Origin of the sequence: Arthrobacter rhizosphaerae (genome assembly GCF_023062595.1) — a bacterium.
Classification (GTDB): Bacteria; Actinomycetota; Actinomycetes; order Actinomycetales; family Micrococcaceae; genus Arthrobacter; species Arthrobacter rhizosphaerae.
On sequence record NZ_JALLAN010000017.1, the window covers coordinates 52,387 to 72,527 of the forward strand.

The 20,141-nt window shown below is 63.9% G+C and carries 20 protein-coding genes; 11 read left to right on the plus strand and 9 right to left on the minus strand.

Going from position 1 to position 20,141, the window contains the following annotated elements:
* Window positions 1-123: 123 nt before the first annotated feature.
* Together MU551_RS19435 and hisC are read right to left on the minus strand one after the other, a co-directional pair.
* The gene (locus MU551_RS19435; protein WP_247048193.1) at window positions 124-1,539 is read right to left on the minus strand and encodes an amino acid permease; all 1,416 of its coding nucleotides are present in this window, start codon (window positions 1,537-1,539) and stop codon (window positions 124-126) included.
* A gap of 52 nt (window positions 1,540-1,591) precedes the next feature.
* Complete coding sequence (gene hisC, locus MU551_RS19440) at window positions 1,592-2,689, minus strand: histidinol-phosphate transaminase (protein ID WP_247048194.1); 1,098 nt, start codon at window positions 2,687-2,689, stop codon at window positions 1,592-1,594.
* A 93-nt stretch (window positions 2,690-2,782) separates the two neighbouring features.
* Here hisC and MU551_RS19445 point away from each other — a divergent pair, with 93 nt between their 5' ends.
* The 4 genes from MU551_RS19445 (at window position 2,783) to MU551_RS19460 (ending at window position 6,458) form a co-directional block, all read left to right on the plus strand.
* The gene (locus tag MU551_RS19445) at window positions 2,783-3,286 is read left to right on the plus strand and encodes an Lrp/AsnC family transcriptional regulator (protein WP_247048195.1); all 504 of its coding nucleotides are present in this window, start codon (window positions 2,783-2,785) and stop codon (window positions 3,284-3,286) included.
* 121 nt (window positions 3,287-3,407) lie between these two features.
* A complete protein-coding gene (locus tag MU551_RS19450) occupies window positions 3,408-5,081 on the plus strand; it encodes a thiamine pyrophosphate-binding protein (protein WP_247048196.1) in 1,674 nt (557 codons plus the stop codon).
* 43 nt (window positions 5,082-5,124) lie between these two features.
* A complete protein-coding gene (locus MU551_RS19455; protein WP_247048197.1) occupies window positions 5,125-6,021 on the plus strand; it encodes a ketopantoate reductase family protein in 897 nt (298 codons plus the stop codon).
* Between the two features lie 80 nt (window positions 6,022-6,101).
* The gene (locus MU551_RS19460; RefSeq protein ID WP_247048198.1) at window positions 6,102-6,458 is read left to right on the plus strand and encodes a hypothetical protein; all 357 of its coding nucleotides are present in this window, start codon (window positions 6,102-6,104) and stop codon (window positions 6,456-6,458) included.
* Window positions 6,459-6,633: 175 nt separating this feature from the next.
* On the opposite strand, the gene MU551_RS19465 is transcribed toward MU551_RS19460, so the two are convergent.
* Window positions 6,634-7,710 (minus strand): methyltransferase, encoded by a 1,077-nt coding sequence (locus MU551_RS19465; RefSeq protein ID WP_281507341.1) that lies wholly within the window; start codon window positions 7,708-7,710, stop codon window positions 6,634-6,636.
* 345 nt (window positions 7,711-8,055) lie between these two features.
* On the opposite strand from MU551_RS19465, the gene MU551_RS19470 reads away from it, so the two are divergent.
* Window positions 8,056-9,750 (plus strand): SulP family inorganic anion transporter, encoded by a 1,695-nt coding sequence (locus tag MU551_RS19470; protein WP_247048200.1) that lies wholly within the window; start codon window positions 8,056-8,058, stop codon window positions 9,748-9,750.
* A gap of 86 nt (window positions 9,751-9,836) precedes the next feature.
* Here the strand turns inward: MU551_RS19470 and MU551_RS19475 are convergent, their stop codons facing one another.
* Window positions 9,837-10,157, minus strand: a complete 321-nt coding sequence (locus MU551_RS19475; protein WP_247048201.1) for a GYD domain-containing protein — start codon at window positions 10,155-10,157, stop codon at window positions 9,837-9,839.
* A 274-nt stretch (window positions 10,158-10,431) separates the two neighbouring features.
* Here MU551_RS19475 and MU551_RS19480 point away from each other — a divergent pair, with 274 nt between their 5' ends.
* The 4 genes from MU551_RS19480 (at window position 10,432) to MU551_RS19495 (ending at window position 13,958) form a co-directional block, all read left to right on the plus strand.
* Entirely contained in the window at window positions 10,432-11,388 is a 957-nt protein-coding gene (locus tag MU551_RS19480; protein WP_247048202.1) for a lipid kinase, read from the plus strand.
* A 102-nt stretch (window positions 11,389-11,490) separates the two neighbouring features.
* Complete coding sequence (locus MU551_RS19485) at window positions 11,491-11,874, plus strand: DUF1304 family protein (protein ID WP_247048203.1); 384 nt, start codon at window positions 11,491-11,493, stop codon at window positions 11,872-11,874.
* A gap of 106 nt (window positions 11,875-11,980) precedes the next feature.
* The gene (locus tag MU551_RS19490) at window positions 11,981-12,718 is read left to right on the plus strand and encodes a DUF4386 family protein (protein WP_247048204.1); all 738 of its coding nucleotides are present in this window, start codon (window positions 11,981-11,983) and stop codon (window positions 12,716-12,718) included.
* A gap of 214 nt (window positions 12,719-12,932) precedes the next feature.
* A complete protein-coding gene (locus MU551_RS19495; RefSeq protein ID WP_247048205.1) occupies window positions 12,933-13,958 on the plus strand; it encodes a DUF808 domain-containing protein in 1,026 nt (341 codons plus the stop codon).
* Between the two features lie 99 nt (window positions 13,959-14,057).
* Here MU551_RS19495 and MU551_RS19500 read toward each other — a convergent pair whose 3' ends face one another.
* Window positions 14,058-14,834, minus strand: coding sequence for a type 1 glutamine amidotransferase domain-containing protein (locus MU551_RS19500; protein WP_247048206.1), 777 nt, complete (start codon window positions 14,832-14,834; stop codon window positions 14,058-14,060).
* A gap of 88 nt (window positions 14,835-14,922) precedes the next feature.
* The gene (locus tag MU551_RS19505) at window positions 14,923-15,819 is read right to left on the minus strand and encodes a diacylglycerol/lipid kinase family protein (RefSeq protein ID WP_247048207.1); all 897 of its coding nucleotides are present in this window, start codon (window positions 15,817-15,819) and stop codon (window positions 14,923-14,925) included.
* A 108-nt stretch (window positions 15,820-15,927) separates the two neighbouring features.
* Here MU551_RS19505 and MU551_RS19510 point away from each other — a divergent pair, with 108 nt between their 5' ends.
* Together MU551_RS19510 and MU551_RS19515 are read left to right on the plus strand one after the other, a co-directional pair.
* Window positions 15,928-16,350: a VOC family protein gene (locus MU551_RS19510; RefSeq protein ID WP_247048238.1), complete on the plus strand. Its 423-nt coding sequence runs from the start codon at window positions 15,928-15,930 to the stop codon at window positions 16,348-16,350.
* Between the two features lie 108 nt (window positions 16,351-16,458).
* Window positions 16,459-16,677 carry a hypothetical protein gene (locus tag MU551_RS19515; RefSeq protein ID WP_247048208.1) on the plus strand — a complete coding sequence of 73 codons (219 nt, stop codon included), beginning with the start codon at window positions 16,459-16,461 and terminating at the stop codon, window positions 16,675-16,677.
* Window positions 16,678-16,681: 4 nt separating this feature from the next.
* Here MU551_RS19515 and MU551_RS19520 read toward each other — a convergent pair whose 3' ends face one another.
* The 3 genes from MU551_RS19520 to MU551_RS19530 form a co-directional block, all read right to left on the minus strand.
* Window positions 16,682-17,107, minus strand: a complete 426-nt coding sequence (locus MU551_RS19520; protein ID WP_247048209.1) for a hypothetical protein — start codon at window positions 17,105-17,107, stop codon at window positions 16,682-16,684.
* Between the two features lie 694 nt (window positions 17,108-17,801).
* Window positions 17,802-18,677 (minus strand): hypothetical protein, encoded by an 876-nt coding sequence (locus tag MU551_RS19525; RefSeq protein WP_247048210.1) that lies wholly within the window; start codon window positions 18,675-18,677, stop codon window positions 17,802-17,804.
* 534 nt (window positions 18,678-19,211) lie between these two features.
* Window positions 19,212-20,141: a ferredoxin family protein gene (locus tag MU551_RS19530; protein WP_281507332.1), complete on the minus strand. Its 930-nt coding sequence runs from the start codon at window positions 20,139-20,141 to the stop codon at window positions 19,212-19,214.

Genomic DNA, 20,141 nt, shown 5'->3' on the forward strand with positions numbered 1-20,141 from the left:
AAAGATGTAGTTCCTGCTGGTTGGTGCAGGCAACTTCTGAAACGACAAAGAGGGCGCGCCCGGCCAAACCGGACGCGCCCTTCGCAATGCAGCCAACCCAAGAACCGGTTCGCTACCCCTGATTCAGTCGACGAGCACCGACTGCTTGGCATCTTCCGGTGATTCGACAGCGGGCGGAACCTTGCCGGAACGGTGGTGGAGCCAGTTAGCCACTGCCAGAAGTGCCACGAGTCCGAAAGTGCTCAGGAGCTGGGGACGGGAATCCTCGCCGATGAAGCCCACCGTGAAGATCGCCGCGAGGATGAGGAGACCGAAACCCGTGAGCCACGGGAAGCCGGCCATCCGCAGGGGAAGCTCCGTCCCGTCGCGGTCGGCGCGGAGGCGCAGGGCGAGCTGGGCCAGGAGCGCGGACGTCCACACCAGCAGGCAGGTCGAGCCAACAATATTGAGCAGGACGGGAAGGACCATCTCCGGGAAAGCCAACTCCAGCACCACCGTGACAACGCCGAAGGAAACGCTGGCCAGGACTGCAACAACCGGAACCCGCGCCTTGGACACGGAAGCGAGCAGGCGTGGTGCTTCGCCCCGCTCGGCGAGGGAGTAAGCCATCCGTGAGGCACCGTAGAGGTTGGCGTTGAGCGCGGAGAGCAATGCTGCGACGGCTACCAGGGTGATGGCCGCTGCGGCCCCGGGCATGCCCGCGGCCTCCAGCACGGCGGCGAACGGGCTCTTCAGCCCCGCCGAACCCACGGGAACCACCGCCGCGATGATGAAGATCGCACCGATGTAGAAGACCAGGATGCGCCATAGGACGGTCTGGACTGCTTTCCGCACGCTGCGGGCCGGCTCCGCGGTCTCAGCTGCTGCCACGGACACGATCTCGGTGCCGCCGAAGGCGAAGGCCACCACGAAGAGTGCCGTGGCAATTCCGGCAAAACCGTTGGGAGCGAATTCGTCGCCGGTGAAATTGGCCAGGCCCGGCGACTGAACGCCCGGCAGCCAGCCGAAGAGCAGGGCAGCGCCGACAAAGAGGAACACGACGATTGCCGCCACTTTGAGCAAAGCGAACCAGAACTCGAATTCACCGAAGTTTTTCACACTGGTGAGGTTCACTGCGGTCAGCACCACGATGAACACGAAGGCCATAAGCCACACCGGCAGTCCGGGGACGATGGTGGACAGCAAGCCTGCAGCGCCGAGCGCTTCCGCGGCAATGACCACCACCAGCTGCAGCCACCAGAGCCACCCCACCGTGGCACCGGCCACCGGCCCGTACGCCTTGGCGGTGTAGACGGAGAAGGCACCGCTGTCCGGATTGGCTGCGGCCATCTCACCGAGAGCCCACATAACCAGGATGATGAGGGTGCCGGCGACGAGGTAGGAGATCAGCACGGCCGGGCCGGCAGCCTGGATGCCGGCACCGGAGCCGATGAAGAGGCCCGCACCGATGGCGCTTCCGAGCCCCATCATAGTGAGTTGGCGGGGTTTGAGTGCCGCGCCGAGTGCGCGGCGGCCAGACGTCGTTGTCTGTTGTTCCATGGGGATTCCTCTGGTTGTTGGGGAATGGATTGGGTTTCAGGTCAGCGGTTTGTCAGGGTGTGTGGGCTTCCAGAAGCCGGAGCACGCGATCGTTGGAAGCGCGGCTGGCAACGGTGATCCGAACGCCGTCGCCTGGGTACGCCCGGACCATGATGCCCGCTCGGTCAAACGCGTCAAGCAGCCTTGCCTGGAAGCGGTCATCCGCACGGATCCACAAGAAGTTGCCTTGGCTCGCCTGCAGTTTCCAGCCTTGGGCTTCCAGCTGCGCGGCCATCCGTGCGCGCTCCTGCTTGACGGCGGCCACCCGGGCTTCCATCTCCTCCCCCGAGTCCAGCGAAGCGATGGCAGCCTTCTGGGCCAGCGCGCTAACGGAGAAGGGAAGGGCGGTCCGGCGCAGTCCCTCTGCGATGGCCGGCGCCGCCAAGACATATCCCACGCGAAGGCCGGCGAGTCCGTAGGCCTTGGAGAAGGTGCGCAGGATGGCGACGTTCGGGTACTGGCGGTATAGCGCCAGGGAATCCGGGCCGCTGCCCGCTTCGGCGTATTCCACGTAGGCCTCGTCGATCACCACGAGGATGTCGGAGCGGACGGATTGCAGGAAGGCCTCGATACGTTCGTGGCTGATCGGCACGCCGGTGGGATTGTTGGGGGTGCAGAGCAGGATCACCTTGGTGCGGGCAGTGACAGCCGCGGCCATGGCATCGAGGTCGTGGCTCTCAGCGCCGTCCAGCGGAATACGGACCGGCCGGGCGCCGGCCAGCTCAATCAGGATGGGATACGCCTCGAAGGAACGCCAGGCGAAGATCACCTCATCCCCGGCATCGCACAGGCCGGTAATGATCTGCTGGAGGACGCCGACGCTGCCTGGTCCCACTGCAACCTCTTCGGCCGTGACGCCGAGGTGGCTGGCGATCCGTTCGCGGAGTTCGACGGCGGCCATGTCAGGGTAGCGGTTCATCGTACCGGCCGCTGCGGCCACCGCAGCGGCTGCGGCGGGAAGTGGCTCGTAGTGGCTTTCGTTGCTGGCGAGGGCTGCGATGTCAGTGCCGGCGCTGCGCCGGCCCGGGACGTAGGGCGGGAGGCCGGCGACGGCGTCGCGAAGGCTGGGCAGCGCGGTATCCGGTGCGGTCAGGAGCTGATCACGGGTCATGAAGATCGATCATGAGAGTGACCTGCCCCACATTGCAAGATACGCTCTACCTATTGGGACTTCTGCTCAACTTCTACTGTCTGTGGTGAAAATATGACCATCCCGAACCCCCGCACGCTGGATTCTCTCGATGGCAGGATCATCCTGGCCCTGGACAAGGATCCCGAAGCCAGCGCCCTTGCGCTCTCCCGGACGCTCGGCGTCGCACGGAACACTGTCCACGCCCGGCTGGCAAGACTCGAGCGCAGCGGCGCACTCCGCTCCTTCAGCCGCAGGCTGGATCCCGCCGCGCTTGGATATGACCTGATGGCCTTCCTCTCACTGTCCATCAGCCAGACCCGGACAGGTTCGGTGGAAGACGGGCTCGCTGCGATCCCGGAGGTCATCGAGGTGCACGCCACCACCGGGGACGCGGACCTCATGGCTAAGGTGGTGGCACGCGGCACGGCCGATCTCTACCGCGTCACCAACCAGATCCTGGAAATCGACGGGATTGAACGGACCAGCACAGCCATTTCCATCCTGGAACTGATGCCGCCCCGCTACGACGGCCTCCTGAGCCGACTCTCGAAGCAGGAATCCAAGCCTTCCGACTAAAGCGTTGGTGAGGCACACCACATGTGGGCACATTTTCACTTTCATCTCCCCTTCTCTGCCAATTATCCCAATCAAAATCCACTCTCTTGCACATCTGTGAACCAGCCCACAAGATTCCTGCATGACCTCACTTACCGTATCCGGCCGCGTGGCGCAGGTTCTCAGCAGCTATGTCAGCGACGTCTTCGGCGTTATGGGCAACGGAAACGTCTACTTCCTGGACGCCGCCGAAAAGCTGGGTCTCCGCTTTTCCGCGGTCCGCCATGAAGGCGCCGCCATCGCCGCGGCCGATGCTTACTACCGGGCGTCAGGACGTCTCGCAGCAGGCACCACCACCTACGGCCCCGGCTACACCAATGCCCTCACCGCCCTCGCAGAGGCGGTCCAGGCCCAGACCCCCGTCGTGCTGGTCACCGGGGACGCTCCGAGCAGCGGCGCCCGGCCCTGGGACGTGGACCAGGCGGCTATCGCCGCGGGCCTCGGAGCGGCCACCTTCACCGTCACCCGGGAGGCCGCGGGTTCCATCACCCAGCAGGCGGTGGAGTACGCGCTTACCAAGCGGACCGCCGTCGTTCTCGCCATTCCCTACGACCTCGTGGCACTCGAGGCTGCGGAAGAAGAGCTTCCCGCGGCGCTGGCACCGGTGGTGACTGACGACGTCGACGGCGGCCTCTTGCAGGTAGCCCGCCTGCTCGCCGGGGCCAAGCGGCCGTTGATCCTTGCCGGCCGCGGCGCCCATCTCGCCGGAGCCGGCCCGGAGCTCGGGGAGCTCGCCGACCGTCTGGGGGCACTGACCGCCGGAACCGCCCTTGCGCTCAACCTCCTCCAGGGCGAGGGATACCTCGGCGTCGCGGGCGGCTTCGGCACGGATACCGCGGCCGGGCTCATGGGTGAGGCCGATGTGGTCCTGGTGGCCGGGGCGAGCCTGAGCCAATTCACCATGCGGTTCGGGCACCTCCTTGGCCCGGACAGCACTGTCATCCAGATCGATACCGCCCTGCAGCCGACGCACCCCCGGGTGGATACCTTCGTCCGCGCGGACGCGAAGACCGCCGCAGGACACATCCTGAGGCTGCTGGATGGCCCGGCCTCGCCGAACGCCAGCGGGGCAGTAGCTTGGCGCGCGGAAGCCCGCACGCGCCTGGCCGAAGGAGCTTCCCATCATCCAGGCTCCGCCGAGACTCCGGACGGCCGGCTGGACCCGCGCGCCCTTGCCACGGCACTGGATGCCGTGCTGCCGGAGCGCCGCACGGTGGTTCAGGACGGAGGGCACTTCCTCGGCTGGGCACCCATGTATTGGCGCATCCCGCGGCCCCAGGATCTGGTGATGGTGGGGACCGCTTACCAGACCATCGGGCTGGGCCTTGCCAGCGCCGTCGGGGCCGCCCGTGCAGTAGAGGACGGCCACACTCTGGTGCTGGCCTCCGGCGACGGGGGTTTCCTGATGGGCCTGTCCGACCTCGAATCGCTCATTGGGACGGCGAGCAGTGCCGTCGTCGTCATCTACAACGATGCCGCCTACGGAGCCGAAATCCATCAGTACGGCTCCCAGGGCCTGACCGAAAAGCCCATGCTGATCCCCGAGGTGGACTTCAGCGGCATTGCCCGAGCGCTCGGTGCCAGCTCGGCGATCATCCGCTCGCTGGCGGACCTTGCCGAGCTCCAGGGCTGGATCGATGCAGGCGCCAAGGGAACCTTCGTGGCCGACTGCCGGATCACAGCGAGCGTCCGGGCCCCGTGGCTGAGCGAGTGGATGCAGGCGTCGCAGGCCGCGAAGGCGGCGGTAGCGAGCTGACGGCGGCACGTATGGTCCTGCCTGACTGACGTAGGATGCACCCATGCGGATACTCGTCGTCGGAGCCGGAGCCACAGGCGGGGCGTTCGGCACGCTCCTGCAGGAAGCGGGACGAGATGTCACTTATTTGGTGCGACCGCGCAAGCAGGAGGTCCTTCGCCGCGACGGGTTGCGCTTCATCTCCCCCACCGCTGACCGGACGCACCCGGTAAAGACCATCACGGCACCGGGCGGGTCCGAGGCCTTCGATCTGATCCTCGTCACGGTCAAAGCCACAGGGTTCGAGGGCGTCCTCGGCGAGATTGGCGCTTTCGTCGGGCCTGGAACCAGCATCATTCCCATCCTCAACGGCATGGCCCAAGTGGATCGACTTGAGCAGCTGTACGCGGGCCAGGTGCTCGGCGGCCTGGCCCGGATCGTCGCCACTCTCGATGGCGATGTGGTCCGCCAGCAGGTGCCCCTCACTTCCCTCACGGTGGGCGGGCTGAACGGAAACCCCGTCCCACCGGAGGTTTCTGAGGCTCTGGACGTGCCCGGCGTCGACTTCTCGGTAGTGGACGACATAATGGGCGCACTGTGGGACAAATGGGCCTTCATCGCTGCCGCAGGGATCGTCAACTGCCTGTTCCGGGCGCCGGTTGGACGGATCATGGAGGCCGGCGGGCAGCCCAAAATCTTGGACGCCATCAGCGAAACTGAAGCGGTGGCCGCCGCGGCAGGACACCCCGTTTCCGACGCCGCTCATGCACAGGCGGTCGGCATACTCACGGAACCGGGATCGGCCTTCACTTCCTCCCTGTACCGGGACCTCAGAGCAGGGCTGCCCTCGGAAGCCGAGCACATCCTCGGCGACCTCGGACGCAGGGCCCGGGAGCTCAACGTTCCTACGCCGCTGTTGGACCTCACCCTCATCCAGATCAGGGCCGGCCTTCCAACCTGAACCACCGTAGCGTGGGGGCGCACGCGCAGCAGCCGGTCTGAGTATGGCTCCCCTGTGCACCGCCTGCCGTGGGGATTAGCATGATCGGCATCAGCGTCCACCGCCGTCGAGGAGCCGTCATGTCCGGGTTTGTGCAGATCATCGAATTCAAGACCTCCCGCATCAAGGAGATCGAAGAGCTGGGCCGTCCCTCAAGAACCGAGGGAAGCACCCAGCCCACGTTCCGTCGCATTGTTGCCACGGCGGACAGGGACCACCCCGGGACCTATTTCACCATCGTCGACTTCGATTCCTTTGACTCCGCGATGGAGAATTCCGGCCGGCCGGAAACGTCGGAGTTCGCTGCCAAGATGGCGGCACTGTGCGACGGACCCGTGATCTTCCACAATCTGGATGTCATGTGGGAGGACACCGGAGACGGTGCGCAAACCGGTTAGGCGCAGAACATGGCCTCCGTAACTCCCGTTCCCTAGCGGGCCGCCGTAATTTACGACGGCGGCCCGCCGGCAGGCTGCCAAACTCCCCTATTGTCCCGGGGCGCGGTAGGACGACGCTATTCCTCGGGACCCAGGGCGTCAATATACGGGGATACCTTTGCGGGGAAGCCTGTGACTACCGGCGAACAAGCCGCCACAGCGACGTGACCTCGGCCGTGCGCGCCTCGAACAGAGGATCGTCGCGGTCCGATGCCTTCGGATGCGCTGGCCTGGTGTCCAGCCGTTCCACCACCTTCAGCCCGGCCGCCTCGATGGCGTCCAGCAGATCCTCACGCGTCCGCAGGCCAAGGTGCTCGGCCAGGTCGGAGAGGACAAGCCACCCTTCACCGCCCGGCTCCAGGTGGTCGGGGAGTTCGTTCAGGAAGCGGAACAGCATCCTGCTCCCGGGGTCGTAGACGGCGTTGTCCAGGGTGGAATGCGGCGTGGCCGGAATCCAGGGCGGGTTGCACACGATGAGGGGTGCCCGCCCGGGCGGGAACATGTCGGTCAGGACGGCCTCTGCACGGTCCTGGACTCCAAGGTTCCGGAAATTCTCAGCGGCGCAGGCGATTGCACGCGGTTCATTGTCCGTCGCCACCACGCGGTGGACGCCACGGCGCGCGAGGACGGCAGCGAGCACCCCGGTGCCGGTCCCGACGTCGAACGCCAGCCTGTCAGAGGGAAGCGCAGCGCCGGCCACAAGATCCACGTACTCACTCCGGGTGGGGAAGAAGGTGCCGTAGTGCGGGTGGATGCGGCCCTGCAGGGCATCGACGAAGACGCCATTCCGTCGCCACTCGTGGGCGCCAATTGCCCCGACAAGCTCATGCAAGGACACAACGGACGATTCGCCTATGTCACCGTACGCTTCAGCGGCGGCCTGCCGGATATCCGGTGCGCGGCGCAGCGGCACCACTGGGCCAGGGTCAAGAGGAATCAGCAGCAGGCCGAGAATGCGTGCACGATGCGAAGCGGACTGGCGATGCCGATAGAACTTATCGACGGGAGTTGCTGCGATCTCCTTCTTTCCGGCGCCTATCCGCCGGTCCAGCGCGTTGAGGATCTGCCGTGCGTTGTGGAAGTCACCGTGCCAGAGCATCGCGATTCCCTGTGACGCCATCTGGTTCGCATCATCGGCCGTGAGTGAGTCGGAGACCACTTCGACGCGCGACGGCGCAGGTCTGGCGTTCGCCGAACGCCATCGCGCGGTCATGCTGACACCAGCCTCGGTCCAGGTCACGATGGCGGGCTCATCCACCGCAGCTCCTCGTGAGGGCTTGAGGACAGGCGTCGGGATTCCCCCGGGAGCTGGCGTTTCGGCAGTGATAAAAGGTCCATTCCAAGAGTCCGTGGGGCCGATCGGAGAATGACGATTGCGGCGGTGATCCACGACGTGGAAGGCGACGGCCCAGGATTCCGGACCGTCATCCGGCCGCGAACCGAGCTTGGTTGATGGCCGCTGTAGCCATTCAACCTGCTTTTTCAGGATACAGGTGTGCCGTGGCCGGCCAGACCCCTATGGATGGCGGGCAGGGGCACGATAGGACATGATCGGAGGATGCGCCGCTTCGGAAAGCCGCGGGCCTGGTGGGTCCCGCCAGCCTTGCGTGGTTACAGGATCGAGTGGATACGCCACGACCTGGCGGCAGGCATCGCGCTCTTCGCGATCCTAGTCCCCGCGGGCATGGCTTACGCCCAGGCGGCCGGCCTTCCGCCCGTGACCGGTCTCTACGCGACGGTAGTGCCCTTGATTGTCTACGCAGCAGTGGGGCCGTCGCGTGTTCTGGTGCTGGGGCCGGATTCCGCGCTCGCCCCGATGATCGTTGCGGCGTTGGTTCCCTTAGCAGCGGCTAACGAACAGAAATCCGTGGCCCTGGCGGGCCTCCTGGCCATACTGATCGGTGTCATTTTGCTGTGCGGCTCGGCTCTGCGGCTGGGGATCGTCACTGGACTGCTGTCGAAGCCCATCCGGCTCGGCTACCTCAATGGCATCGCCTTGCTGGTAGCTGTGTCCCAGCTACCCACCATCTTGGGGATCTCCGTGGAAGGCGGCACGCCCTGGGAAAAACTTCTCGCCGCCGTGCCAAAGGTGCTTGCCGGCGAGACCAATGTGCCGGCACTGCTGCTCGGCCTGGCCTCGCTGGCGCTGATCTGGGTTCCCCGCTGGCTGAAATGGAAGGTCCCGGGTGTGCTCATTGCGGTGGTTGTGTCCTGCCTCGCCGTGGCCCTGCTGGGACTTCAGGAGCGCGTGAAGGTCACAGGCGCACTCCCGCAGGGACTCCCCGCACCGGCCCTCGGCGGAATCGGCTGGGCCGACGTCCTCACACTGTTGCCCGCCGCCGCCGCGATCGCCCTTATCGTCTTCGTCGATACTGGAACCCTGTCCCAATCCCTCGCCGCGGCAGAGGACGGCAAGGTATCCGGCAACCATGAAATGGCGGCCCTGGGTGCGGCGAACGCTGCCAGCGGGTTGCTGGGTGGCTTCCCCATCTCGGCCAGCACGTCCCGCACCCCGGTGGCCGTGGAGGCCGGGGCGAAATCCCAGCTCACAGGGGTGGTCGGCGCCGTCCTGGTGCTCGGCTTCATGCTCACGGCGCCCGGCGTCACCGAGTTCCTGCCGGCAACCACCCTTGCCGCCATTGTCATCGCCGCAGCCGCAGCCATAGCCGACCCCGCCGGTGTGCGGCGGCTCATGGGCATGAGCCGCAGTGAATCGTTGGTGATGCTCGCGGCGTTCCTGGGGGTCGCCATCCTGGGGGTTCTCCCGGGCATCGCCGTTGCCGTTGGCCTGGCAATCCTGGACTTCCTGCGGCGGGCTTGGGACCCCTACCGTGCTGAACTGGTGGACGTGCCTGGGGTTCCGGGTTACCACGACGTGAGCCGGCATCCGGAAGGGGAACGTGTCCCCGGCCTGTTGATCCTGCGTTTCGACGCACCGCTGTTCTTCGGCAACGGATCCTTGCTGGGATCCTTCGTGCGCAGCGAACTGGACCAGGCGGCGCCCGGCACCGAACGCGTCGTTCTGGCGGCGGAGCCCGTGACAGGGATCGACACCACGGCACTGGACGAGCTGGTGCAGCTTGACGAATGGCTGGACAGGCACGGCGTGGACCTGGTGTTCGCCGAGCTCAAAGGTCCGGTTAAAGACAGATTGCTGCAGTACGGCATGGACGCCCGCTTTTCTCCCGAACACTTCTACCCAACGGTGAGCGAAGCTGTGAGAGCGTTCCAACGGGAGGGCAGGGAAGCCTAGTGACGCCATATCTGCGTAACGCCGCAAAGCCAGCGACCGCCGTCGGACATTACGACGGCGGCCGCTCGCCAGGGTGCCAAACTGTCCTACTGTCCCGGGGCGCGGTAGGACGGCGACTTCTTGGCGGCTTCGTCGAGGTCTTCCACGGTCAGGAGCGGTTTCAGGCGGACGTTGACGTTCCCCGTCGAATTGATCAGCAGCGACAGTGCTGCAGCGCTTGCATCGTCCGGCGCCTCAAGAACGCCAAGGACGTCGTAGTAGCCAAAGGCGTAGTAGAAGCTCTCCAGCGTTCCTCCAACGGATTTGAGGGCCTCCGCCAGAGCGTCACGCCGCTTGGTGCCGCCTTCCTGCATCAGGCCCTTGATGCCCTGGCCCACGTATGTTCCTTCAAACAGATACTTCGGCATGATCTTTCCTTTCCTGGATTCCTATCCCATCGGCCGCTCGTCGGCAGGTAACTGTGGTGCAGGATGACGTCCACACAGAATCCTCCTCACCTGGCTCCATCGCCGTGCAGGAGCGGCCCAGATCCGGCCCCTTGTCCCGTGGAAACGGGGTGGATGACCCCGCTAAAGCAGACGTTATTCCTGGGGCTACAGGCAGTCAATACGCGGTGATAACTAATGGGTCCCGCCCAGTCCCCTAAGGGAATTCATAGGTCCACCACCTAACATGTCCCATATGAAAGCTGCCCGGGACGCCCGCTCTGCCGCCGTTGTGATCAACGCCGGATCACGCCGGGGGGCGGCACACGAACTTGCGGTGGATACGATGCGAAAGGCAGGAATTCCGATCTCCGCCGTGCACCATGTGCTGTCCGGGGCAGAACTGGGCGGGACGCTTGATCGGGTGGTTGCGGACGGGCACGACCTGATCGTTGTCGGGGGCGGCGACGGGACTGTGACCTCCGCCGCCGGTCGCATTGCCGGCACCGACGTCATGCTCGGCGTTCTTCCACTGGGCACTGCCAACGACTTCGCCCGCACACTGGAGATTCCGCATAATCTTGCCGAGGCGTGCGCTACCGTCGCAGACGGGAAGGTGGTGGACATCGACCTCGGCCGGGCCAACGGCCATCCATTCCTCAACGTCTCATCCGTAGGCCTCTCCGTGGCTGTTACTGAAGCTCTCAGCCCCCGCCTGAAGCGGTACATCGGGCCGCTGGCATACGCTATTGCCACACTGAGCGCGTATGCCCGGCACAAGGCGTTCCCGGCCCGTCTCGAGTTCCCCGACGGGGACCACGAGCCGCTGGAGCTCGAAAGCCTGCTTCAGGTGGCCGTCGGCAACGGCCGGCATTACGGCGGCGGCAACACGGTCTCCCCCACGGCGGGAATCGACGATCACACCCTGGACATCTACGCCATCCTGGCTGGGCCGCTCCGTGAGCACGTGAGTATCGCCCGGCTACTCAAGGACGGAAGCTTCATCAAACATGACCGGGTCTACCACCTGACCAGCCGATGTGTACGGCTCGTCACCGAGCAGCCGCTGCCAGTGAACCTCGACGGCGAAATCGCAACCGTCACGCCCACCGACTTCACCGTCCAGCGCAACGCCGTCCACGTCGTGGTACCTCAGAGCAGCACCAGCGCACTGTTCGACGGACCGGGCGCCGCGAACTGGCCCCCCGTTTGAAAGCTTGTTAGTTCACCTCGGCCCTTGAAGGCCCTTGCCTCAACCGCATATCCTGCACGGAAAGGCAGCGTGATCTGCCGGTCTTCGCTTGGGAGCGTGCGGATGAACCTACTGAGTCAGATCTTCGCCGGGGCAACCGCCTTGGCCCTGATCGTCGTCGGCCTTCTGGAGATTTTCGCTCACGGCGACCGCCGCTTTTACCGGATCTTCCTGATCAAACCTGAAGATGTTCAGGCCGTCCGCATGTGGGCGATGAACATTGGCGCCTACAACATCGCCTTTGCGCTGGGCATCGCCACAGGACTGTGGATGCTGAACTTCTCCGGCGATGCTGCCAGCGGGTCAGCAATTGTGATCTTCTGCTGCACGGCCCAGGTCCTCCTCGGCATCTGGCTGTGGATTACGGAGAAGCGGTTGCTCACCAGTGCTATCGGACAAGCGCTGGGTCCCGGCCTGGCATTGGTTTTCTACCTAATCTTCCGATGATAAACAGCCTGCTGCCAACCATCCCCGAACGGTCTACACTGATCGTAGGTTTGCACCCTTTCGTGCTCGCAGTACGCTCAGGGCGCAGCTCCAGGGAGGGAACGCCATGGATGCCAGAGCGAATTCCGAGCCGCTGGACGGCCCCACGCCCGGCCAGGTTAGAACAGGAGGGGCGGCTGGGAGGCCGGACCGCTGGGCCGCGGTGGCTGGTCTGGTGTTCACCGCCGTGGTTGTGGCCAGCTTCTTCATGCCCGAGATACCCAGTAGCGACAGTCCGCCGGAGGACATCGCAGCCCAGCTTGCCGCGGACAGCACCGCCCACCGGCTTTCGCTGCTGCTGGGATTCCTCGCGGACGTCGCCTTCCTGGTATTCCTGGCCGGCCTCTGGAGCAGGCTACGCCGATGGGAGGGCCCTGCCGGGATGTTCTCCGCGCTGATCCTCACCGCCGGCGCCGCCTTTGTGGCGCTCATGCTGGTTTCGGGTGGCCTGCACCTGGCGCTCGTCCAGTACGCCTCCGGTAGCCAGCCCGACCCGGCGGTGCTGCCCGCCCTCGCCCTCCTCAACCAGTGGGTGGGTGCGGCCATTCTGTCCCCCAGTGCCGCGATGTTACTCGGGGCGACGGTGGCCATCCTGACCACCCGGGCGCTACCGCTGTGGCTGGGCTGGCTGGCTGCCGCCACGGCCGTGCTGCAGCTCATTGCTCTCGCGGGAGTATTCCAGACCACCATCGAGGGAGTGGTCGCCATCGCCGCATTCGTCGGCTTCATGCTCTTCTTAGTCTGGGTCCTGGCCACGAGCGTCGTCCTGCTGCTCCGGCCCGGCCGGCAGCCGGCCGGTTCATAACGGCACGAAGCCCCGGAACCGCTTGCGGCATGCATCCCCTGCCGGTCCGTTTATGGCGATAGCGTTCCAGCAGTTCTCACAAGGGCATGCGTTCTGATGGGCCGTACGTAGCGCCACTCGTCCTTGGCGCTGCCAGCCGTCGATATACTCCAAATATGCCGATTACACGCCTCCACACCCAGCCGTCCGCCCTCGAACAGTACGGGGACGACCTGTGAGCGGCGGTCTCGTCGCCCTGCTGGATGACATTGCAGCCCTGGCCCGCATAGCGGCCGCCTCGGTGGACGACGTCGCTGCCGGTGCCGCCAAGGCGGGGGTCAAGGCCGCCGGCGTGGTGATCGATGACGCCGCCGTCACCCCGCAGTACGTGTCCGGGGCGGACCCCTCCCGCGAATTGCCCATGATCAAGCGGATCTTCTGGGGTTCGCTCCGGAACAAACTGCTGATCATCCTGCCGGCCCTGCTGCTCGTCAGCGCCTTCATCCCGTGGGCCATCCCGTTCATCCTCATGTTGGGCGGCACGTACCTTTGCTACGAGGGTGCTGAGAAGGTCTGGCACAAGCTCCGTGGCCACCACACCGCGGAGGAAGATGCGCCGGCTGTCGAACGCGGCCCGGAGGCCGAGGCCAAGGTGGTCAAGGGCGCCATTACCACCGACTTCATTCTGTCCTGCGAGATCATGGTCATCTCGATGAACGAGGTGGCGGGTGATTCCATCTGGTCCCGGGCTGTCATCCTGGTGGTTGTTGCCATCGTGATCACGGTGGCTGTGTATGGTGCCGTTGCGCTCATCGTCAAGATGGACGACATCGGGATGCACCTGGCCGCCAAAGATTCCGCGGGCTCCAAGCGCGCCGGCGAACTGCTGGTCAAGGGAATGCCCGCCGTGCTGACCGCGATTACCTTCGTCGGGACGATCGCCATGCTTTGGGTCGGTGGCCACATCATGCTGCAGGGTGCATACGACCTCGGCTGGCACGGCCCGTATGACATCGTCCATGTCCTTGAGCACCCCTTCGAGGGGATCGCAGTGGTTGGCGGCTTCCTGGCCTGGCTCGTGAACACCCTGTGCTCAGCCGTCATCGGACTCGCCTGGGGCCTTGTCATTATGGCTATCGTGCATCCGCTGCTGAAAGTGCTGCCGTTCGGCAAAAAGCAGGGCGGGCATGAGGAGGGCGACATCCGCGCCGAACTTGCCGGCTATCGGCCGACGAAACATAACGCGGATCCCGACTCTTAGCCCGTAGCTCGTACGCCGGCGGAAACAATGACGCCCGGAGACAACTGATGGCCACCCCATATTGCTGGGGTGGCCATCAGTTTCAGTGCGATGCAGGTGTTAGTGCTCCGCTTCTGCTGCAGCCTTCTTGGCGTTCTTCTCGGCGTCCTTTCCGGCACGCAGTGCTTCCGCCTCGTGCTGCTCCTCGGCTTTTTCCCGGTGGATGACCTCTGCCAGGAGCTTCTCCATCTCTTTGGCCACGCCCGCGGCTGAGGCGGGGTTCTGGCCGGTCACCAAGCGCTCGTCAACCACAACCTTCTCCTCGAAGACATCAGCGGAGACGTGAGTGGCGCCCTGTTCCTCAAGCCGGTCTGCCAAAAAGAACGGGATGACCTTGTCCTTCCCTGCGGCAACCTCTTCGTCGTTCGTGAAGGCGGCCACCTTCCTGCCTTCTACGAGGCGAAGCCCGTTGGCCAATTCCACGTTCAGCAGGCCGGCCGGTCCGTGGCAGACCGCGCCCACTACACCGCCGGCGTTGTACACGCTGGACACAAGCTTTTGCAGGCCTTCGCTGTCCGGGAAGTCCCACATAGTGCCGTGGCCTCCCACGAGGAAGATGGCGTCGTACTGCTCGGGGTCAACGACGTCGACGCGGGCAGTGTTGTAGAGCCCGGCTCGCGTAGTCTCGTCCTCCGTAAAGGCGACCTGGATCGGATCCCCTGAGTCCACCTCGTCGCGCGGGGGCTGGCCGCCCTGGATAGACGCAAAGTCGACGAAATGCCCGGAATCCTTGAACACTTTCCAAGGATGTGCAGCTTCGGCCACGTTGTAGCCGGTCTTCTCTCCGGTATCACCGATCTCGGAAACGCTGGTCAGTACCATGAGGATTTTCTTCATGAAGTGCTCCTTTCGTCCGAGTCCCACCCTACGCCTGCAGCCTTTGGCCCCGGTCGGAGCACCAGGAACACACCCCTGGGAGAATCTGTCAGATAGTGGCCAGGGCGCCCTTGGCGCTTTCCACCAGAACATGGGTGCCTGCGGGAACGTGCACGACTTCGCCGTCAATCTGGCAAGGAACAGCGTCCCGCGTCGTGAAAGCATAGCTGCTGACACTGGGCTGATGCCCCAACCCCAGAGTGACAGCCCGAAGGGTCATCAGCGCCATCTTCCAGCGCCCGGAGTGCGGCAACGTCACCACCTCGAACTGTCCATCGTCGGGGTGGTTGGACTCGCTGACGGTCCCGTACTTCGCCATCCGCGAGATGTTGGCCAGAATCAGACTGTCGAACCGGGCGGTGGCCCCGTCGGCCCTGACGAGCTCAAACGGCTTCAGACGACTGAGGGTCCGGGCGACGGAGAGAAGTTCGAGGATTTTCCCTTTTCCGCCCTTTTCGATCCCGATCGCCATCAACGGTGTGAGTCCGAACCCTACATAGGAATGGGCGTATAGGACCTGCCCCCGATGGGCCCCGCCGAACGTTACGCGCAACAGGTCGATGCGACGGACCTGGCCTTCGCGGATGGCCTCCGTCAACGGTCTTGCCGTCATGCTCCTGTGATGGTCATTGGCATTGCCCGCTGGAAGCACAGTGCACACCGCCATGCTGGCGGGAACGTCCATCACCCCGTTGACCACCTCGCTGTACCCGCCGTCGCCGCTGACCGAGACTATGAGCGGAACGCCTTCCGCGGCTACGGACCGTGCAAGATCGCGCGCGTGCCCCGCATACTCCGTCGGCAGCAGGTCAATCTGCAGATCCGGCTGATCAGTGGCAAGGTCACGCTGCAAGTCATCAATCCGCGTGGCCATTCCGGCTTTGGCTGGGTTGAAGATCAGGACCGCGCGGTCAAATGGGGTGGCAGGTACCCGGTCATCATCCATGTGCCCATCCTCCAGTCCCGATTGCGGTCGAGTCCAGCCTAGCCGTGGATACTCTCACCCAAAGGACATCTCCCCAACTTGGAAGCGATGCTTTATGGTGGTCGCATGATTCATCCCCGAGTCGATTTCATCACCCTGGGCGTACGCAATGTGGATGCTTCGCGTAGATTCTACGCTGACGGCCTTGGCTGGCCCATCCACAAGGAGGTTCCCGGCGAGGTGGTGTTTATTCAGGTTAACCACGGCCTGATGATGTCCCTGTGGGACGCCGGACAGATGCAGGCCGAGGCGGGCGTGGATGCTCCCGGAGGCGTTCCCTGCTTCATGTTCAGCCACAATGTGGAAAATGCGAAGGACGTAGACAGGGTGTTGTCCGAGGCCGAACACGCCGGGGCTACCATCGTGGCGCCATCCAAAACCCAGCCTTGGGGCGGATGCGCCGGCTACTTTGCCGATCCAGACGGCTTCCGCTGGGAGGTAGCCTTCAATCCCATCTGGCGGGTGGACGACGAAGGAAATGTCACCGTCTAAAAAGTACCGGCCGATCCTGAGTCGAGATATCCGCAAATTATCGGTACTAAGTCCACTTGCGACGAGGATCGACCCGTCCTTAACACTGCCGGTAATACGGATCCGCCAATGATCCTGGCCCACTTCGCGCTCTTCACCTACATCGCCCCGTTCATCCGCGACGCTGGCGTGCCCGACTACTCCATCAGCCTCGCCCTCACCGTCCTGGGCGTCTCCGGCCAGTCGAAGATTCCGAAGAGGCACGCTTGTAGATATTGGCGTCGAGCCACGCGCCGTCGTGTCCAGAGACCGCCGTCGTCCGGGGACGCCGTCGTGCCGACTGATTAGCCCCTCACCTGAGCGCCGCGCAGATGTCCGTGCTCGTTCCGAAGGTTTCCAGAGATATGAAAGTTGCACCATCCGCCTCAAGCTGGAACACCGTCCGTCCTTGATACACATGAGTGCTGGGGCCGGCAGGGACGTCCTCGGGGAACAGAATAATGAGTGCGGCGCCGCGGATCGTGGAGCTGTACGTGCCATCGGGGTTAGGGACTACCACCTGGCTGGAGCCTGTGGAGGGCAAAACGAGCTCTTCCCCGCTAGTCAGGTTTGTGATGGTCAGGTTGTAACCCTTTCCTGTGGTCAAAATGCGCACGGTGTCACCGTTCCTGTCCAGAAACGTCCTTACCTTCCCCTGGGCGTCCGAGCCTTCGATACTCAAGGCGAAATCCGGGCAGGCAACCCCGGCGTCGAAGACGATGGGCTCAAAATCCGCCAACGGATCGCCCGGGACTGGTGGGACGGCGCTAGCGGCCGTCGGCACGGCGACGACGGCGGCGGCAAGGAGGGCGATAGCAGCAAACCGACGAGGTGCAGAAAACGCATGATGTCTCCAAGGGGATGGACGGTCACGCAGACCGTCAGCAGGACCGGCAGGGCAGCCAAAGGGTTGCCCTCGCCAGATGTACCGCGGGTGATACGCGGCTGGGAGGCGTCAGCGGCCTGACCCTGCCTGAGCAGCCCAAACATGACGCCGAAACAACTACTGTCGCTTCCCCCTGCACGTCAGAGCCTACTCAGGAGCAGTAAGGAGTCAACAATCACTTCGGCCGCACGGACCTAACGTTTCCCCGGCGTCGGCTGCCTTGTCTGCGCTGATAACCACCTTTAGGCTTCAGGTACAACGAATCCTCACCGAGTTCGACTGTTTCGTCGGCTTACTCACCGGCGCTCCTTGACCATGGATTTCCATCGCCGATACAAACTCTTGACCGGCCAGCGGGACACCCCCAGCAACCTGGCGGCCGCAGTGTCTGCAAGGCCTTTCTCAAACCACGCTATAGCGCTCTCACGCTGATCATCAGACAACGTTGCACGCATAAAACTGCTCCCCTGGAGTCGGAACTGAATTTCTCAGTCCAACTTCCGGGGAGCAGTTCAGGTGTGCGGAGGCTTTGCACTTTTCCTGTGAGTTACTGAACGGCGACGAAAGTCTTGTCGGCGAGCATGCCCGCCCTGACGGCGAGGACGCCTTGGCCAGCAGTGGCGGTTGGTACTTCGATGGCCTTGTTGCCTGTTGTGGTGCCGTCCTTGTAGAGCGTGCTCATCGTGTCGATGGACTCCGGTGCGACGACAAAATTGTCGAGTCCATTCACTGTGGTCCCATTCGCAGTGACGTACTCAATTGAGACGAACGCAGGCGTTTGCCCGTCAGGGTCATCGCCAATGTAGGTAGCGGAGTAGTTCACGAGGATGTACTCCGAACCCTCAGTTGGCGGCTTATTGAACGAGTTGGCTGCGACTACGGCATCCGTGGCGGCGAGCGTTACCGAGTTGATCACGACTCGCCAGTCCTTATTCTCGATAACCGAGCCTATTGGCGATGGATTCTCGCGGGTTCCGGCGTCGGCCGCCAGCTTGTCCCCTGCCGCTCCATCCTTGACGCCTGCGTCGCCGGACGGCGCCAGAACTTTGGTGTCGCCACTGCCGAAGGCATTGTCGAACGACGTCCCGACGGCGGCAAAGAACACGATGACTCCGACGATCGTTCCCACGACCGAGAGGATCAGAGCAGCGATACCCATCCACTTGGCCCTGTCCTTGAGGAAGAGAGAAACGAGCGAGAGAACGAATGCGATCGGCAGCAGTATCCAGCCCACGATCAGAGCACCAGGGGTGCATGCGAAAATGAACCCCAGCACGGCAGTGATAAGCGCAATAAGCCCGAGGACGTTCAGCTGCTTTTTCGCCTTAGCCGGCTGCGGCGGGACCCCATAACCTTGCTGCACGAAAGGTGGTTGCCCAGGCTGCCCGGGCGACGTCAGCTGGTAACCCTGTTGATGTGACATTTGTTCCCCATATTTCTATTAGTGTGTTCAAATTTCGACTTCAGCCAGATTGCAAGGAGAAGTCGCTAACCTGTTGTGGTGGTTACTGTTTCAGCGTCGAACCACCGTGAGAGGTTTTGAGGTCCTGGCCTGCCGCTACGGTCACCGAAGGACGACTGACTGAGTCGATGGTCACGTCGGAAGTAGTGCGATGTGTACCATTTTCGGTATACGTGCTGGCCGTCCAAATTCCTTTGGTCACGAGTGATGCCCCCAATTTTGCGTGCAATGCTTCTTTCGGATTGCCACGGTCAGGGAGCTAATCCCGTCACTGGCATCCGGCCGGATTGCGACACTCACCAATGAGCCCGGTGCTTCTACAACCTCGTCGAGGATGAGCTTATTTGCTTTGCCCGGCTAGAGCCCCGGTGCTGGGAGAATCCTCAGTCAACATTTACCGTCTTGGGCTGATCCTGAGGTTTCGTGGGACTCCTGGGTCTATATTCAACATTTGAAAGGCAGGTCAGATGCGAGACATTCTTGATTGTGGGTGCTTCAGACGGTGCTGATCGAGGTGACCTCGTACACCAGGGCCGAGCTCATGGCCGGTCCGCGGCAGGTCAACTGGTGCGGCGCTGCGCGGCGGGCCTCCAGTTCGACGTCGACACTCGCCGGGTGAGGAGGGCTGCCGGTAATGCGGATCCGCCAGTGATCGCCGTCGCGGACGGTACCCGCCACCACATAGTCATTCCGGCCGGCCGGGCCGAAACGTCTGAGCATGGCCGCGACAGCAGCCTGCTGCGCCGGGAAGAGATCGGTGTAACCGCGCAGATACTCCCCGTGGATGCGTCCGGCCAGATGCTCTTCGATCGTGGCGACAGAGGATTCGGCATCCAGACGGCCGTAGTAGACGCCGTCGGGCGCGACGACGACGTTGCCTGCGAACCTGTCACCGCCTATGTGCGAGCATTCCCACACCAGATCCGGCCAGCGCTCGCTCAGCGCACGTCCCACGGGCCGTCCCCACACCGCACAGCATTGGTCACGTTGACTGTGCGTGCACACCAGGAGGACGGGCGGATGACCGAGCTGTCCGGGGAGGCTGAGGGCTGTGGCAATCTCTGCCAGATCCTCATCCTTGTTCCATGTTCCCCATTGCTGACGATAGGCTCCGGAACCCTCATGGCGCAGTACGGCCCAATGACTCAGTCCCTCACGACGGCGGGGGCCAGGCCGCCTCACCAGCAGCACCCGTGCCCGCGCCGCCGTCGCGGCAGAGAGCACGAGCGCTTTGGTTTCAGGCTCGATGTCGAGCCCCTCGAAGCCATCTAGCGGCCACCCGCCCCGGTGCTCGATGAGGACCCAGACGACCCCGTGCGACGCGGTGCCGGCAATCGGATCCCTGCGCAACCGGGCTGCTTCAGAGCAGAAGAAGCGTTCTGTGGCAGCCACTGCGGCGAAGTCACTGTTCAAATCACTGGTCAA

Bases quoted from the DNA above. Each gene is read 5' to 3' on its own strand.
- MU551_RS19485 (WP_247048203.1), top strand. From the start codon at position 11,491: ATGAACCTACTGAGTCAGATCTTCGCCGGGGCAACCGCCTTGGCCCTG.
- MU551_RS19490 (WP_247048204.1), top strand. From the start codon at position 11,981: ATGGATGCCAGAGCGAATTCCGAGCCGCTGGACGGCCCCACGCCCGGC.
- hisC (WP_247048194.1), bottom strand. From the start codon at position 2,689: ATGACCCGTGATCAGCTCCTGACCGCACCGGATACCGCGCTGCCCAGC.
- MU551_RS19480 (WP_247048202.1), top strand. From the start codon at position 10,432: ATGAAAGCTGCCCGGGACGCCCGCTCTGCCGCCGTTGTGATCAACGCC.
- MU551_RS19500 (WP_247048206.1), bottom strand. From the start codon at position 14,834: ATGAAGAAAATCCTCATGGTACTGACCAGCGTTTCCGAGATCGGTGAT.
- MU551_RS19465 (WP_281507341.1), bottom strand. From the start codon at position 7,710: ATGACCGCGCGATGGCGTTCGGCGAACGCCAGACCTGCGCCGTCGCGC.
- MU551_RS19445 (WP_247048195.1), top strand. From the start codon at position 2,783: ATGACCATCCCGAACCCCCGCACGCTGGATTCTCTCGATGGCAGGATC.
- MU551_RS19515 (WP_247048208.1), top strand. From the start codon at position 16,459: ATGATCCTGGCCCACTTCGCGCTCTTCACCTACATCGCCCCGTTCATC.
- MU551_RS19435 (WP_247048193.1), bottom strand. From the start codon at position 1,539: ATGGAACAACAGACAACGACGTCTGGCCGCCGCGCACTCGGCGCGGCA.
- MU551_RS19450 (WP_247048196.1), top strand. From the start codon at position 3,408: ATGACCTCACTTACCGTATCCGGCCGCGTGGCGCAGGTTCTCAGCAGC.
- MU551_RS19525 (WP_247048210.1), bottom strand. From the start codon at position 18,677: ATGTCACATCAACAGGGTTACCAGCTGACGTCGCCCGGGCAGCCTGGG.
- MU551_RS19455 (WP_247048197.1), top strand. From the start codon at position 5,125: ATGCGGATACTCGTCGTCGGAGCCGGAGCCACAGGCGGGGCGTTCGGC.
- MU551_RS19460 (WP_247048198.1), top strand. From the start codon at position 6,102: ATGATCGGCATCAGCGTCCACCGCCGTCGAGGAGCCGTCATGTCCGGG.
- MU551_RS19505 (WP_247048207.1), bottom strand. From the start codon at position 15,819: ATGGATGATGACCGGGTACCTGCCACCCCATTTGACCGCGCGGTCCTG.
- MU551_RS19470 (WP_247048200.1), top strand. From the start codon at position 8,056: ATGCGCCGCTTCGGAAAGCCGCGGGCCTGGTGGGTCCCGCCAGCCTTG.
- MU551_RS19475 (WP_247048201.1), bottom strand. From the start codon at position 10,157: ATGCCGAAGTATCTGTTTGAAGGAACATACGTGGGCCAGGGCATCAAG.